Genomic DNA, 16,224 nt, shown 5'->3' on the forward strand with positions numbered 1-16,224 from the left:
GATTCGATGGAATCCTTTAAAATAAAAAATAAAGAAATAGGTGGTACTTCACCCGTATTTATAATTGCAGAAATGTCGGGGAATCATTTACAAAAATATGAAAACGCTGAAAAACTTGTAGTAGAGGCTGCAAAATCTGGAGCGGATGCAATTAAATTACAAACATACACTCCAGATACTATAACATTAAATGTTGATAATGAATATTTTAGAATAAAGCAAGGAACAATTTGGGATGGAAGAACATTATATGATTTATACAAAGAAGCATATACTCCGTGGGAATGGCAACCCAAATTAAAAAAAGTAGCAGAAGATTTAGGATTAATATGTTTTTCAACTCCATTTGATAAAACAGCAGTTGATTTTTTGGAAGATATGAATGTTGAATTATATAAAATTGCATCATTTGAAATTACAGATATTCCATTAATAGAATATGTTGCTAAAAAAGGAAAACCTATAATATTATCTACAGGAATTGCAGAATTATCTGATATAGAGTTAGCGTTAAAAACAATAAGAAATATAGGAAATAATAAAATAGCATTATTAAAGTGTACTAGTGCATATCCTGCCCCTATAGAAGAAGCTAATTTAAAAACTATATCAAATATGATGGAAACTTTTGATGTGATATCAGGATTATCAGATCATACAGAAGGTATCGTTGCACCTATTACAGCAGTGGCACTAGGGGCAAAAATAATAGAAAAACACATGTGTTTAGATAGGAGTCTAGGAGGACCTGATGCTAAATTTTCTTTAGAACCTGAAGAATTTAGAGAAATGGTAAATGCTGTTAGAAATGCTGAAAAAGCTATTGGTAAAGTATCATATGAATTAACAGAAAAACAAAAAAGCGGAAGGGAGTTCTCCAAATCTATATTTGTATCGAAAGATATAAAAAAAGGTGAAATTTTTACAAAAGAAAATATTAAGGTAGTTAGACCTGGATATGGTTTACATCCCAAATATTATAATTATATTTTAGGGAAAAAATCTTTGATGGATATAAAAAGAGGTACACCTATGAGATTAGACATGTTAAAAATAGAAGGTGGAAATTTATGATAAAAGTAAATGAAAATATAATATTAAAACCTATAAGTGAAAAGGATACGGAGTTTATAATTGAATCTAGAAACGAAAAGGATATTTACTTAACTTCATTTTCTAACTTTCCTTTTTATGATTTTCAACATAGAAAATGGCTTAATAATGCATCAAATATTTTAGATTATGTAATATATTATAATAATGAGAAGTCTGGGAGAATTAATATTTCTAATATAGATTTTCAAAATCAAAAAGGAGAGTATGGAATATTTATTATAAAAAAATATAGGGGATTAGGAATAGCTTTTAAAGCATCAAAAACATTAATTGACTTTACTTTTTCTAATTTAAATATAAATAAAATATATTTAAAAGTTTTTTCCGATAACATTAAAGCAATTAGATTATACGAAAAATTAGGATTTGAAAAAGAAGGCGTTTTAAAAAAGGAAATATATAAAAATGGAGAATTTAAAGATGTAATAATAATGGCAATTTTCAAAGAGAAATGGATGAAAGAAAATGAAAATAGTATTTAGAACAAATGGTGGAAAAAGTATAGGCCTTGGGCATGTATTCAGATGTATATCATTAGCTAAAGCAATAAGGGTGATTAATCCAAATGCAAGGATTGTTTTTATCTCAAATGATGAAACAAAAGAATTAATAACAAAAAATGATTTTGAATATGTTAATTCAGAGAATTTTTCAGATATAAATTCAATACATAAAGAAAACCCAGATTTAATTGTTTTTGATTCATATCTTGCAAATAATAATTATTTAGTGAAATTAAAGAAAATATCAAAATTAGCGATTTTTGATGATAATAATGATATATATGATAGTTCTATACCAGATATAATAATAAATGGAAATATACATGCTTTTAATTTAAAATATGATGAAAATCCAAAAAAATTATTAGGACCTAAGTATTTAGTAATGAAAGAAGAATATTGGAATAACGATTCTAAAAGCTCAAAAAAATGTGTAAATAATAATATATTAATTACTACAGGTGGAAGTGATCCAAATAAATTAATGATTAAATTTGTTGAAGCTTTGAGCGATATTGATATAAATAAAAAAATTATAATAGGTCCTATGTATGAAGAAAAATATATTGAAATAATAAAAAATAAAATTAATGATTCTTTTGATTTAATATATAAACCATTATTTCTAAAGGATTATATTGATAATTCAGATATAGTAATTACATCAGCTGGTTCAACAATTTATGAAGTGTTAACTTTGAAAAAAACACCTATAATATATACTATAGCTAAAAATCAAGAATTAATAGCTAAAGAATTAGAAAAATTTGGAGTTATTAATTTTGGAAATTATAAGAATATAGATTTTGAAAAATTAGGAGATTTTATTAATGAAATTGCTAGTAGTATAAAGTTATATTCCAATAAAATACAAAATTTATCTGATTTATATGATGGAAAAGGAGCTTTGAGAGTTGCAAAAACAATATTGGAGGAATTTTTATGAAAAATTTAGCAATAATACCAGCAAGAGGTGGAAGTAAAAGAATTCCTAGAAAAAACATAAAAAAATTTTATGGAAAACCAATTATTTCTTATTCAATTGAGGCAGCTATAAAAAGTAATATTTTTGATGAAATAATGGTTTCAACAGAAGATGGGGAAATTGCTGAAATAGCAAAAAGTTATGGAGCAAAAATTCCTTTTTTAAGAAGCAAAGATAATTCTAATGATTATGCAACATTAGTGGATGTTTGTTTGGAGGTAATTGAGGAATATGAAAAAAACGATGTTTTTTTTGATTATGCTTGTTGTATATTACCAACAGCACCTTTAATTAATTATGAAAATATAATAAAAGCATATAAATTACTAAGCGAAAAGAATTTTGATTCTGTAATAACAGTTACAGAATATAGTTTTCCAATCCAGAGATCATTTAAATTAAAAAATAATAAATTGGAAATGAATTGGCCAGAAAATATGATGAAAAGATCCCAAGATTTAGAAAAAACATATCATGATGCTGGGCAATTTATTTTTTTTAAAATTGAAGAATTAAAAAAACAAAAAGTATTATATATGAAAAATATGGGTGGGATAATTTTAAGTAATATAGAAGTTCAGGATATTGATAATGAAATAGATTGGAAATTAGCAGAGTTAAAATATGAATTGTTAAAAAAATATCTGGATGGTGATGAAAATAAATCAGATAATAAATAAAATTAAAAATAGCACTACAATAAAATCAGGAATATGGTATACAATAACAGATTTTTTATTAAAAGGAATGGCATTTATAACCATTCCTATTTTTACAAGATTATTATCAGTTAAAGAGTATGGAATTGTTTCAGTTTACTTAACATTTGTAAGTGTTTTTTCAGTTATTACAGGGTTAGATATACAAGCTTCAATAGGAACAGGAATAAATGATTTTAAAGAAAAAAAGAAAGAATTTTTATCTTCTGTATTATTTTTATCATTATTAAGTTTTATCTCAGTTTTTATTATTATTTATATATTTAGAGAATTATTATCCAATGTATTTAATATAGAGAGTAATATATTAATTTTTTCAGTAATATCAGGATATTTCGCTTTTATATTTAATTATTATATAACAATAAAAGTATTTGAAAAAAATTATAAAGTAAAATCATTATTGAGTTTATTAAAAGCAATATCTACAGTTATATTGTCTATAATACTTGTAATAATAATAAAAAACAATAAATATTTTGGAAGAATATACGGTGAGTTAATTGTAGGAATTATAATCTCAACTATTTTATTTTTTTTAATATTAGCAAAAGGTAAGAAGATCATATGGATAAAAGCGTGGAAATATTCATTATTAATTGGAATACCATTAATATTACATAATTTATCAGGTATAATATTATCTCAATTTGATAGACTAGCAATACAAAAAATTATAGGATCAGAGAAAGTAGGATTATATAGTTATGCATATACCTTAGGAATGATACCCCTAATAATTTTGGGAGCTACTAATTTAGCATGGGTACCATGGTTTTATGATAAAATGTATAAAAATAAGAAGGAAGAAATATGGAATAAAGTAAAATATTATAATGAAATATTCTTATTATTATTGCTATTAATTTTTATTCTAACACCAGAGTTAGGTATTATAATGGCTCCAAAAAATTATAGTACTGCTTTAATAATAGTTCCAGTGATAATAGCATCATATTTTATGCAATTCTTATATACAATATATGTAAGTTTTGCGTTTTTCTATAAAAAAACGGGATCAATATCAATAGGAACATTATTGTCTGGTATAATAAATATAGGACTAAACATTTGGTTAATACCAATATTGGATACGAGATTGCTGCACTCACAACATTAATATCATACTTCTTTTTATTACTATTTCATGCACTAAATGTTAGAATAAACTTAAAAGATAAAACAATATCAGCAAAATATATATTTTCCTGGGCAACTTTGATAATTCTATTGAGTTTGATACAATATGTAATTTCAAAAAAATTTGGAATGTTTTCTATTCAAGAAAGGCTTTTAAGAATTTTAATTTTTGGTTCTTTAGGATTATTTATTAGTATTAAATTATTTAAAAAAGTTAGAAAATTAATATAGTAAAATCCCGGAAAATCCGGGATTTTCATTCTCCAATATCAAATTCCCCAAAAGCATCATGGAAAATGTTATATAATTTCAACAAATCTTCTTCCTTATAAAACCTCATGCCTCTTGTTTCTAGATCACCAGTTACTGGTTGAATGTTTAGGTGTTTTACTAATTTTCTTAATAAGTCTGGATTGTTGAAATTATACTTTCTACAAAAATAAGGTATAGTAATTAATCCCATAATAAAACCTCCCCCGATTTTTTATTATTTGGAATAATATAGTTATATTATACTACAAAATAGTCGAATGTTAATAGTTGTATATTTAATTTTTAGTAAAATCTTATTGAATAATAAATTTATATGTTATTTAATTTTCGATTTCTTCGATTTCATCCTTTATTTCATCTAATTTTTCGTCTATTTCTGATGATAATATTTTTATTTGTTTGTCGAGTTCTTTGTTGAAATTTTCCTGTAACTCTTTTAATTCATTTATTTTTTCTTTTTTATCCTCTTCGTTTATAATCATTGCAAGCATTTTAAAGAATTGATCCATTATATTTATTAATACCATTTTTAAAAAATCCCACATTGTATACACCTCCAGTATGATAATTGTTTGATTTTTAATTAAAAGCTAAAAATAATAATGAATGTTTGAAATAAACCGGGCTAGGAGCGCCCGGTTTTGATTTAGTTGATTAAATCAAAGAGTTCGTTTGATGTAGTGTCTACAATGGTAGCATTGTCTTTTTCATATCCTGTTGGAACAATTACACCAATGAAGGAATCCATTGCGTTTTGTACTTCTGTGTCTGTTAGGTCTGGTTTTGGGTCATTTAAATATATGGTTTTTCTTTTGCCATCTACTGTATTTACAAAGGACATTCTTAATTTTTTTGCCATAGTCTCACCTCCGGTGTGGAATTGGAATTTTTAATTTTGTTATTTTTGTTGTTTTGGATGTTTTAATAGTCAAAACATATTTCACTCATATAATTTTGAAAATAATATGTTCATACATACGGTGAAAATTCTAAATCCTCAAAAATATTCATTCCCACTGGTCGTTTAGACTCCGCGTCGTGCGTCGGCTGCACTCAATTTTGCATCCGTGCAAAATTGACCAGCTTCATTCATATTTTTTCGGGAATTTTCAAGTATTTCTTCACATATTATTTTTCAAAAATGGGTTCAAAAAATTAATGATAATTAGTTATCGATGTCAAAAGAGTTTGGGTTAGGCTTGGAGTTCGTAGTTTTCAATTTTTTCAATTTCGATTAATGATTTTTCACATAATGAAGCAAAGTTATTTGCTGCAGTGTATACTTGATCATCAGTTGCACCAGATATAATGCTGAATGATTTTCTTTTTACAATTTGTTTTCCATTCCCATCTAAACCATAGTCAAAAGAAATTCTTACTTTGTCACCCAAATTAACTTTAGTTGCCATAGTCTCACCTCCGTGAAAAATTTTGATGATGTTTTTGTTTTAATTGTTAAATATCTGCCGGCAGAATATTTTTAAAAACTTGATAAAAAATTTCATTTTTATCAGCGCTGACGATTGTAGTATAAAATATTATTTTTGCACGGGAATAGTTGATGAATTATTGGCAAATATCGTTACTGAATTGTGATATAATTCAGTTGTGGAGGTGGAACTGATGAAAAAATTACCAATAGGAATACAGGATTATAAGGAGATTATAGAGGGGAATTATATATATATAGATAAAACAAAATATATATTTGATTTAATAGATAAAGGAAAATATTATTTTCTATCTCGACCAAGAAGATTTGGAAAAAGTTTAACAATATCGACATTATATTACATATTCAAAGGCGAAAAAGAATTATTTAAAGATACATACATATATGATAAATGGGAATTCAAAGAATATCCAATAATAAGATTAAACATTTTATTAGCAGCAACAGATAATGAAGAGAGATTTAAAAAGAGTTTGACAAAATTAATAAAGCAAGAAGGTCAAAGGAATAATGTAGAAATAATAGAAGAAGATTATAAATTTGCATTTGATGAATTAATAATAAAACTTTCCAAAAAAGGAAAAGTAGTAATATTAGTAGATGAATATGAAAAACCGATATTAGATAATATAAATAATAAAGAAAAAGCAGAAAGATATAGAGAAATACTAAGAGATTTCTATGTAACAATTAAATCAAGAGATGAATATATAAAATTCGTTTTTCTAACTGGAATAACAAAATTTACAAAAACAGGTGTATTTTCAGCATTAAACAATTTAAATGATATATCATTAGACAATGACTATTCACAGATGTTAGGATACACCCAAGAAGAATTGGAATATTATTTTGCTGAGTACATAAAAGAAACAGCAGAAAAATTAGAAATAACAGAAAAAGAATTATTGCAAGAAATGAAAAAATATTATAATGGATTCTCATTTGATGGGGAACATTTCGTATATAACCCATTTTCAATATTAAAATTCTTCCAAAAAAAGAAATTTCAAAACTATTGGTTTGAAAGTGGTTCGCCATCATTTATATATGAGTATGTAAAAGGAAGAAAAATAGAATATGAGGATTTAGTAAAATACACAGTAAATTCATTAGATTTTACAACAAGAGAAATAGAAGATGCAAATGCAAACATATTCTTTGCACAAGCAGGATATTTAACCTTTAAAGGAAAAGAAAAATATGGTCTTGAAGAAGAGTATATATTAGACTATCCAAATTTAGAAGTAAAAAATAGTTTTTCAAAATTAATATTAGAAGCAAATTATAATTTAGAAAATGATAAAATAAAAGAATTAAATAAAACAATATGGAAATTATTATCAAAAAATAAAATAGAGGAATTAATAGAAGAAATAAAAAGAATAATAAGTGCGATACCGTATAACTTACATCAAAAAAGAGAAAGTTATTATCACTCATTAATATATACAATATTAGCATCAGCAGGATTAAACGTAACAGCAGAAGAATTAACGAATCTTGGAAGAAGTGACTTAGTATTAGAACACAATGACAAAATATATCTCTTTGAAATAAAATTAGATAAAAGTGCAAAAGAAGCGATAGAACAAATAAAAGAAAAGAAATATCATGAAAAATACAAAATTAAAAATAATGAAATATACATAATAGGAATAAATATAAACTCAGAAAAAAGAAACATTGAGGATTATATAATAGAAAAAATATAAATACTTTAGTTGATTTGAACATATGATGGTGTTTTGAGCGAAATTGATAGCTTCGGAGGTGGAACTGATGAAAAAATTACCGATAGGAGAAAGTGATTTTAAAAGTATAATAGAAGATAATATGTATTATATAGATAAGAGTTTATTAATAAAAGAAATTTTATCTGGTGGAAGAGTAATATTAATAACCAGGCCAAGAAGGTTTGGAAAAACATTAAATATGAGCATGATGAAATATTTTTTTAGAAATGACCAGGATAATAAACATTTATTTGAAGGACTAAAAATCTGGAATGAAAAAGAGATAATAGAAAAGTATTTAAATAAATATCCTGTTATATATATAACGTTTAAAGATTTAAAACAAAATAATTATGAAGATATGATAAAATCAGTAAAATATACAATAACGAATTTATATAGAAAGCACAAAGAATCAGTAGATGTATTGGAAGAATTTGAAAAAGAAGATTATATAGAAATAGCAAAAGGTATTGCAGATAATGTAAAATATGAAAATAGCCTAAAAAATCTAAGTGAATATCTCTACCGATATTACAAACAAAAAGTAATATTATTAATAGACGAATATGACACACCAATACAACAATCATATTTAAATGGATACTATAATGAATTCATAAATTTCATGGGAAATATATTAGGAAATGCATTAAAAGACAATGAGTATTTAGAAAAAGGAGTATTAACAGGAATAACAAGAGTAGCAAAAGAAAGTATATTCACAGGAGTAAATAATCTTGATGTATCAACAATATTAGGAAAACTATTCAATGATAAATTTGGATTAACATGGGAAGAAGTAGAAGAAACATTAAGATATTATGGATTAGAATATGAAAAAGAAAAAGTAATAGAATGGTATAATGGATATAATTTTGGAGGATTAGAAATATACAATCCATATTCAATAATAAATCTGGCAAGAAATAAAGGTGAAATAAAATACTATTGGATAAATAGCAGTGGAAATTCATTAATAAAACAATTAATAAGACAAAGTACAGCAGAAGTAAAAACAAAAATAGAAGAATTAATAGAAGGAAAAGAAATAGAAAGCAGTATAGATGAAAATTTAGTATATGGAGACCTAGATAAAAGCACAGAAGAAAGCATATGGACATTATTTCTATTTACAGGATACTTAACCTGGACAAAACATACAGGCGAAGAAGGAGAACCGAGATATAGTCTTAAAATAACAAACAAAGAAACATTACAATTCTTCAAAAAAACAGTGGTGGATATAATAAAAGAAACAAAGATAGAACTTGAAAGTATAATACAGAATATAATAATAGGGAAATACAAAGAATTTGGGATAAAATTCAAAAAAATAGTAAAAGAAACATTGAGTTATTATGATATAAGTGGAGAAGAACCAGAAAGATTTTATCATGGATTAATACTGGGAATGGTAGTAGGATTAAGTAAAAAATACATAGTAAAAAGCAACAGAGAAACAGGATATGGAAGAGCGGATTTAATATTAATCCCCAAAGAAAAAACAGAACCAGGAATAATATTTGAATTCAAAAAATATAGTATAGATTTTGATAAAGATTTAAAAGACAGTGCAGAAAAGGGAATAAAACAAATAGAAGAAAAAGGATATGAAGAAGAAATAAAGAGTTATGGAATAGAGAAAATAATAAAAGTTGCAATTGCTTTTGATAAGAAGAATGTGGAAATTATAGTAAAATAATTAAATGATAATAATGAAATAACAAAGCCGGGTTTGATGCCCGGTTTTTGTTATTTAAATGTGATATAATTTAGTTATGGAGGTGAAAAGATGAGACGATTCTGTACAAGTGGACCTGTTGATAGAAAAACATGTTACTATGTAGAAAGACCAGAATTGATGAAAGAAGCAATTGATCATATAGAAAATTGGAGATATTTCACAGTATCAGCACCAAGACAGAGCGGAAAAACAACATTCTTGAATGATATAGTTGAGAAAATAAAAGACAAATATTTGCCGATATTTATATCTTTTGAAAGTTTTGGGAATATAAAAATTGAAGAAAAGTTTATAAAACAATTCACTAAAAAGATTAAAAATTTCTTTGATTTTAATATGAAGATAGAATTTGAACCAAAAAAGATAGCAGCAATAAGCGATCTGGATGAATATATAATGGATATAAATGAAAAATTTGGAAAAGAAGTAATATTAATGATAGATGAATTTGAAATATTAGAAGAAAAATTAATGAATGAATTTTTGCATGTAATAAGAGATATATATCATTCAAGGCAAGGTTATAAACTAAGAAGCGTAATATTAATAAGTGTAGGATATTTAAGTGGAGTATTGGAAGACAATGCAAGTCCGTTTAACATAGCAGAACATATGGAAGTTCCATATTTTACAAAAGAACAGGTATATGACTTATTAAACCAACATGAAAAAGAAACAGGGCAGGTGTTTGAAGAAAAAGTAAAAGGACTAATATGGCATAATGCGGGAGGGCAGCCGGGATTAACCAATGCACTGGCATATGATTTAGTGGCAAAAAAGGCAAAAGGAGAAAAGATAATAACAGAAAAACATTTTGAAAAAACATTATATGATTTTATGCATCAATATATAGATAAAAATATATCAAATATAATATCAAAAGCAGAAAAAGAAAAAGAATTAATAATGAAAATATTATTTGAACCAGAAAGTGTTGAATTTAATATATATGATGAAAGGATAAACTACTTATATTTAAATGGAGTAATAGATAATTGTGAAGGGAAATGTTGTGTAAGAGTACCATTATACTACAAAGCATTATATGATAGATTTAAGCCACAAATAAATGGTGAAAAAGATAAAATGAAACCATTTGGAGAAACAGTCAAGAATTACATAAATAACGGTGTATTAGACCTAAATAAATTGATGAAAAGATATACAACATATGTAAAACAAAGAGGAGCAATAATGTTTAAAGGAAGGAATTATTATGAAGGTGTATATCAATATAATCTTGATCAATTTTTAAGTTTATATGTAGAAGCAGCAGAAGGAAAAGTATATCCTGAAACACAAGTAGGTGGAGGAAGAATAGATTTATTAATAAATTTAAATAATAGAGAATATTTAATAGAAGTAAAAGCAAATATAGATAGTGATGAATATGAAAAAGCGAAAAAACAATTATTTGAATACGTAACAAGAAGAGGATTAAAAGAAGGATGGTTGATAATATACTCAAACACAATAGAAGATTTTAAATATTTAATGGAAGAAAAAGATGGAGTAAAAATTCATGTGTGGTTTATTAAAACAAATTTTGAAAATCCATCTGAAGTGAAATAGACCCGGGGGTGGGATTGATGAATTTAAAAAGACTACCAATAGGACGAAGTGATTTTAAAAGTATAATAGAAGATAACATGTATTATATAGATAAAAGTATGCTGATAAAAGAAATAATAGAAAGTGGAGATGTAATATTAATAACCAGGCCAAGAAGGTTTGGAAAAACATTAAATATGAGCATGATGAAATATTTTTTTAGAAATGACCAGGATAATAAACATTTATTTGAAGGACTAAAGATATGGAAAAAAAAAGAGATAATAGAAAAATATTTAAATAAATATCCTGTTATATATTTAACCTTTAAAGATGCTAAACAAGAAGATTTTCTAACAATGTATTCCAAAATAAAAATGATTATAAGAGATGTCTATGATGAATTTAATTATTTGCTAAATAAAAATATATTAAGTGAAATAGAGAAAAAAGATTATATGAGAGTATTAGGATTAGAGGAAATTAAAGGAAATACTATAGAAGAAAAACGGTCAAACGAAAAAACAATGTTTGAAGAAAGCATAAAAAAATTAAGTGAATATCTCTACCGATATTACAAACAAAAAGTAATATTATTAATAGACGAATACGACACGCCAATACAACAATCATATTTAAATGGATACTATAATGAATTTATAAATTTCATGGGAAATATATTAGGAAATGCGTTAAAAGACAATGAGTATTTAGAAAAAGGAGTATTAACAGGAATAACAAGAGTAGCAAAAGAAAGTATATTCACAGGAGTAAATAATCTTGATGTATCAACAATATTAGGAAAACTATTCAATGACAAATTTGGATTAACATGGGAAGAAGTAGAAGAAACATTAAGATATTATGGATTAGAATATGAAAAAGAAAAAGTAATAGAATGGTATAATGGATATAATTTTGGTGGAAAAGAAATATACAATCCATATTCAATAATAAATCTGGCAAGAAATAAAGGTGAAATAAAATACTATTGGATAAATAGCAGTGGAAATGCATTAATAAAACAATTAATAAGACAGAGTACAGCAGAAGTAAAAACAAAAATAGAAGAATTAATAGAAGGAAAAGAAATAGAAAGTAGTATAGATGAAAATTTAGTATATGGAGACCTAGATAAAAGCACAGAAGAAAGCATATGGACATTATTTCTATTTACAGGATACTTAACCTGGACAAAACATACAGGCGAAGAAGGAGAACCGAGATATAGTCTTAAAATAACAAACAAAGAAACATTACAATTCTTCAAAAAAACAGTGGTGGATATAATAAAAGAAACAAAGATAGAACTTGAAAGTATAATACAGAATATAATAATAGGGAAATACAAAGAATTTGGGATAAAATTCAAAAAAATAGTAAAAGAAACATTGAGTTATTATGATATAAGTGGAGAAGAACCAGAAAGATTTTATCATGGATTAATACTGGGAATGGTAGTAGGATTAAGTAAAAAATACATAGTAAAAAGCAACAGAGAAACAGGATATGGAAGAGCGGATTTAATATTAATCCCCAAAGAAAAAACAGAACCAGGAATAATATTTGAATTCAAAAAATATAGTATAGATTTTGATAAAGATTTAAAAGACAGTGCAGAAAAGGGAATAAAACAAATAGAAGAAAAAGGATATGAAGAAGAAATAAAGAGTTATGGAATAGAGAAAATAATAAAAGTTGCAATTGCTTTTGATAAGAAGAATGTGGAAATTATAGTAAAATAATTAAATGATAATAATGAAATAACAAAGCCGGGTTTGATGCCCGGTTTTTGTTATTGAAATGTGATATAATTTAGTTATGGAGGTGAAAAGATGAGAAGATTTTGTACAAGCGGACCTGTTGATAAGAAAACATGTTACTATGTAGAAAGACCAGAATTGATGAAAGAAGCAATTGATCATATAGAAAATTGGAGATACTTTACAGTATCAGCACCAAGACAAACAGGAAAAACAACATTTTTAAACGAAATAGTGGAAAAAATAAAAGACAAATATTTGCCTATATTTATTTCATTTGAGAGTTATATGAATAAAGATGAAAAAGATTTTCTTGAAACATTAGTAGAGGATATTAACAGGTCATATAAAAAGATATATAAAGAAGAAAAATTAATTGAAAAAACACCAAAAAATATTGATGATATAAGGAATACAATAGAAAAATTGTACATAACAAAAGGTAAAGAATTAGTGTTAATGATAGATGAATTTGAAAGGTTTGATAATGAAAGATTAATGAATCAATTTTTGCATGTAATAAGAACAATATATCACAGCAGAGAAATATACGGATTAAGAAGTGTAATATTAATAAGTGTAGGATATTTAAGTGGGATATTAGAAGACAATGCAAGTCCGTTTAATATAGCAGAGCATATGGAAGTTCCATATTTTACTAAAGAACAGGTATATGACTTATTAAACCAACATGAAAAAGAAACAGGACAATTATTTGAAGAAGAAGTAAAGGAACTCATTTGGCATAATGCAGGAGGACAACCTGGATTAACCAATGCATTGGCATATGATTTAGTAGCAAAAAAAGCTAAGAATGAAAAGATAGTAACAAAATCTCACTTTGAAAAGACACTATATGATTTTCTGAAAAAGTATATAAATAAAAACATAGAAAATGTAATATCAAAAGCAAAGAATGAAAAAGATTTAATAATGCGGATTTTATTTGAACCGGATAAAATAGAATTTGATATAAGTGATGAAAGAATAAAATATTTATATTTAAATGGAGTAATAGATGAGTGTAATGGATATTGTTGTGTGAAAGTACCGTTATATTATAAAAAATTATACAATCATTTCAAACCACAAATAAATGGAGAAAAGAGTTACATGGCAACAATAAAAGATACAATAAAACCATATATAAAAGAAGATGGCAGCTTAGATTTAAATAAATTAATAAGAAGATATATAAAATATATAAAACAAAGAGGAGCAATAATGTTTAAAGGAAGGAATTATTATGAAGGAGTATATCAATATAATCTTGATCAATTTCTAAGTTTATACATAGAGGCAGGAGAAGGAAAAGTATATCCAGAAACACAGGTAGGAGGAGGAAGGATAGATTTATTAATTAACTTTAATAACAAAGAATATTTAATAGAAGTAAAGGCAGATATAACAGGAAATGAATATGAAAAAGCGAAAAAACAATTAATAGAATACATAAAAAGAAAAGGATTAAAAGAAGGATGGTTAATAGTATATTCAAGTTCAATAGAAGATTTTGAATATATATTGAAAAAATATGAAGATAAAAAATTGCATATATGGTTTATAAAAACGAACTTTGAAAGTCCATCAAAAATCAGATAGAATAAAACCGGGCAAAAACCCGGTTTTGTTATTGAATTGTGATATAATTCAGTTGTGGAGGTGAAAAGATGAGACGATTCTGTACAAGCGGACCTGTTGATAAAAGAACATGTTATTATGTAGAAAGACTAGATATAATGGAAGAAGCACTTGATAAAATAGAAACATGGAGATATTTTACAGTATCAGCACCAAGACAAACAGGTAAGACTACATTTTTAAATGAAATAGTGGAAAAAACAAAAGATAAATATTTGCCTATATTCATATCCTTTGAAAGTTATGATATAGAAAACAAACAACAATTTCTAAAGGTATTTACAGAGGATATAATTGAAGATATTAATTATAGACATAATATAGATTTAGAATTAAAAATACCAACTATTACCGATGAAATAAAAGATTTAATAAAAGAAATACATATGAAAACAGGAAAAGAAATAATATTAATGATAGATGAGTTTGAAAGATTTAAAAGTTCTGAAATAATAAATGATTTTTTACATGCAATAAGAAGTATATATCATAAAAAAGAGTTACATAAATTAAGAAGTGTAATACTAATAAGCGTAGGATATTTAAGTGGGATATTAGAAGATAATGCAAGTCCATTTAATATAGCAGAGCATATGGAAGTGCCATATTTTACAAAAGAACAGGTATATGACTTATTAAACCAACATGAAAAAGAAACGGGGCAGGTGTTTGAAGAAGAAGTAAAAGAACTCATCTGGCATAATGCAGGAGGACAACCAGGATTAACCAATGCATTGGCATATGATTTAGTAGAAAAAAAAGCAAAAAATGAAAAGATAATAACAGAAGAGCATTTTGAAAAAACATTAAATGATTTTATGTATGTATATATAGATAAAAATATATCAAATATAATATCAAAAGCAGAAAAAGAAAAAGAATTAATAATGAAAATATTATTTGAACCAGAAGGTGTAAAATTTGCAATATATGATGAGAGAATAAAATACCTATATTTAAATGGTGTAATAGATAATTGCGATGGGGAATGTTGTGTGAAAGTACCATTGTATTACAAAACATTATATGCAAAATTCAAACCACAAATAAATGGAGAAAAGAATTATATGGCAACGTTAAAAGATACAGTAAGGGAATATATAAAAAAAGATGGAAGTTTGGAACTAAATAAATTATTGAAAAGATATATAGAATATATAAAACAAAGAAGAGCAATAATGTTTAAAGGAAGGAATTATTATGAAGGAGTATATCAATATAATCTTGATCAATTTTTAAGTTTATACATAGAAGCCGCAGAAGGAAAAGTATATCCAGAAACACAAGTAGGTGGAGGAAGAATAGACTTATTAATAAACTTTAATAATAAAGAGTATTTAATAGAAGTAAAAGCAAATATAACAGGAAATGAATATGAAAAAGCAAAAAAACAATTAATAGAATACATAAAAAGAAAAAGATTAAAAGAAGGATGGATAATAGTATATTCAAGTTCAATAGAAGATTTTGAATATATATTGGAAAAATATGAAGATAAAAAATTGCATATATGGTTTATAAAAACGAACTTTGAAAGTCCATCAAAAATCAGATAGAATAAAACCGGGCAAAAACCCGGTTTTGTTATTGAATTGTG

At 25.4% G+C, this 16,224-nt stretch carries 16 protein-coding genes; 12 read left to right on the forward strand and 4 right to left on the reverse strand.

Annotated elements, in window-relative coordinates; genetic code table 11:
• Positions 1–6 precede the first annotated feature (6 nt).
• From pseI to JRV97_RS05865, 6 genes are read left to right on the forward strand one after another with little or no spacing between them, the layout of a single operon-like run.
• Positions 7–1,074: a pseudaminic acid synthase gene (gene pseI, locus JRV97_RS05840; RefSeq protein WP_280997116.1), complete on the forward strand. Its 1,068-nt coding sequence runs from the start codon at positions 7–9 to the stop codon at positions 1,072–1,074.
• Entirely contained in the window at positions 1,071–1,598 is a 528-nt protein-coding gene (locus JRV97_RS05845; protein ID WP_280997118.1) for a GNAT family N-acetyltransferase, read from the forward strand. Before pseI ends, JRV97_RS05845 begins: the two co-directional genes overlap by 4 nt.
• Entirely contained in the window at positions 1,582–2,565 is a 984-nt protein-coding gene (locus tag JRV97_RS05850; protein ID WP_280997121.1) for a PseG/SpsG family protein, read from the forward strand. The genes JRV97_RS05845 and JRV97_RS05850 overlap by 17 nt, the downstream gene beginning before the upstream one ends.
• A complete protein-coding gene (gene pseF / locus JRV97_RS05855; protein ID WP_280997123.1) occupies positions 2,562–3,284 on the forward strand; it encodes a pseudaminic acid cytidylyltransferase in 723 nt (240 codons plus the stop codon). Before JRV97_RS05850 ends, pseF begins: the two co-directional genes overlap by 4 nt.
• Complete coding sequence (locus JRV97_RS05860) at positions 3,259–4,443, forward strand: lipopolysaccharide biosynthesis protein (protein WP_280997125.1); 1,185 nt, start codon at positions 3,259–3,261, stop codon at positions 4,441–4,443. Before pseF ends, JRV97_RS05860 begins: the two co-directional genes overlap by 26 nt.
• Complete coding sequence (locus tag JRV97_RS05865) at positions 4,395–4,694, forward strand: hypothetical protein (protein ID WP_280997127.1); 300 nt, start codon at positions 4,395–4,397, stop codon at positions 4,692–4,694. The genes JRV97_RS05860 and JRV97_RS05865 overlap by 49 nt, the downstream gene beginning before the upstream one ends.
• 25 nt (positions 4,695–4,719) lie before the next feature.
• Here JRV97_RS05865 and JRV97_RS05870 read toward each other — a convergent pair whose 3' ends face one another.
• The 4 genes from JRV97_RS05870 to JRV97_RS05885 form a co-directional block, all read right to left on the reverse strand.
• Positions 4,720–4,926 (reverse strand): hypothetical protein, encoded by a 207-nt coding sequence (locus tag JRV97_RS05870; RefSeq protein WP_280997129.1) that lies wholly within the window; start codon positions 4,924–4,926, stop codon positions 4,720–4,722.
• A gap of 130 nt (positions 4,927–5,056) precedes the next feature.
• Positions 5,057–5,281, reverse strand: coding sequence for a hypothetical protein (locus tag JRV97_RS05875; protein ID WP_280997131.1), 225 nt, complete (start codon positions 5,279–5,281; stop codon positions 5,057–5,059).
• Between the two features lie 101 nt (positions 5,282–5,382).
• Positions 5,383–5,595 (reverse strand): DUF2922 domain-containing protein, encoded by a 213-nt coding sequence (locus tag JRV97_RS05880; protein ID WP_280997133.1) that lies wholly within the window; start codon positions 5,593–5,595, stop codon positions 5,383–5,385.
• Between the two features lie 334 nt (positions 5,596–5,929).
• Positions 5,930–6,145, reverse strand: a complete 216-nt coding sequence (locus JRV97_RS05885; RefSeq protein WP_280997135.1) for a DUF1659 domain-containing protein — start codon at positions 6,143–6,145, stop codon at positions 5,930–5,932.
• A gap of 214 nt (positions 6,146–6,359) precedes the next feature.
• Here JRV97_RS05885 and JRV97_RS05890 point away from each other — a divergent pair, with 214 nt between their 5' ends.
• The 6 genes from JRV97_RS05890 (at position 6,360) to JRV97_RS05915 (ending at position 16,183) form a co-directional block, all read left to right on the forward strand.
• Positions 6,360–7,904: an ATP-binding protein gene (locus JRV97_RS05890; protein WP_280997137.1), complete on the forward strand. Its 1,545-nt coding sequence runs from the start codon at positions 6,360–6,362 to the stop codon at positions 7,902–7,904.
• Between the two features lie 67 nt (positions 7,905–7,971).
• On the forward strand, positions 7,972–9,630 hold the full coding sequence (locus JRV97_RS05895) for an AAA family ATPase (RefSeq protein WP_280997139.1): 1,659 nt from the start codon (positions 7,972–7,974) through the stop codon (positions 9,628–9,630).
• Between the two features lie 90 nt (positions 9,631–9,720).
• On the forward strand, positions 9,721–11,244 hold the full coding sequence (locus tag JRV97_RS05900) for an AAA-like domain-containing protein (RefSeq protein ID WP_280997141.1): 1,524 nt from the start codon (positions 9,721–9,723) through the stop codon (positions 11,242–11,244).
• Positions 11,245–11,261: 17 nt separating this feature from the next.
• Positions 11,262–12,968 carry an AAA family ATPase gene (locus JRV97_RS05905; protein ID WP_280997143.1) on the forward strand — a complete coding sequence of 569 codons (1,707 nt, stop codon included), beginning with the start codon at positions 11,262–11,264 and terminating at the stop codon, positions 12,966–12,968.
• A gap of 90 nt (positions 12,969–13,058) precedes the next feature.
• Positions 13,059–14,588: an AAA-like domain-containing protein gene (locus JRV97_RS05910; RefSeq protein WP_280997145.1), complete on the forward strand. Its 1,530-nt coding sequence runs from the start codon at positions 13,059–13,061 to the stop codon at positions 14,586–14,588.
• A gap of 68 nt (positions 14,589–14,656) precedes the next feature.
• Positions 14,657–16,183, forward strand: coding sequence for an AAA-like domain-containing protein (locus JRV97_RS05915; RefSeq protein ID WP_280997147.1), 1,527 nt, complete (start codon positions 14,657–14,659; stop codon positions 16,181–16,183).
• Positions 16,184–16,224: the final 41 nt, after the last annotated feature.

Source organism: Marinitoga aeolica (genome assembly GCF_029910535.1).
Classification (GTDB): Bacteria; Thermotogota; Thermotogae; order Petrotogales; family Petrotogaceae; genus Marinitoga; species Marinitoga aeolica.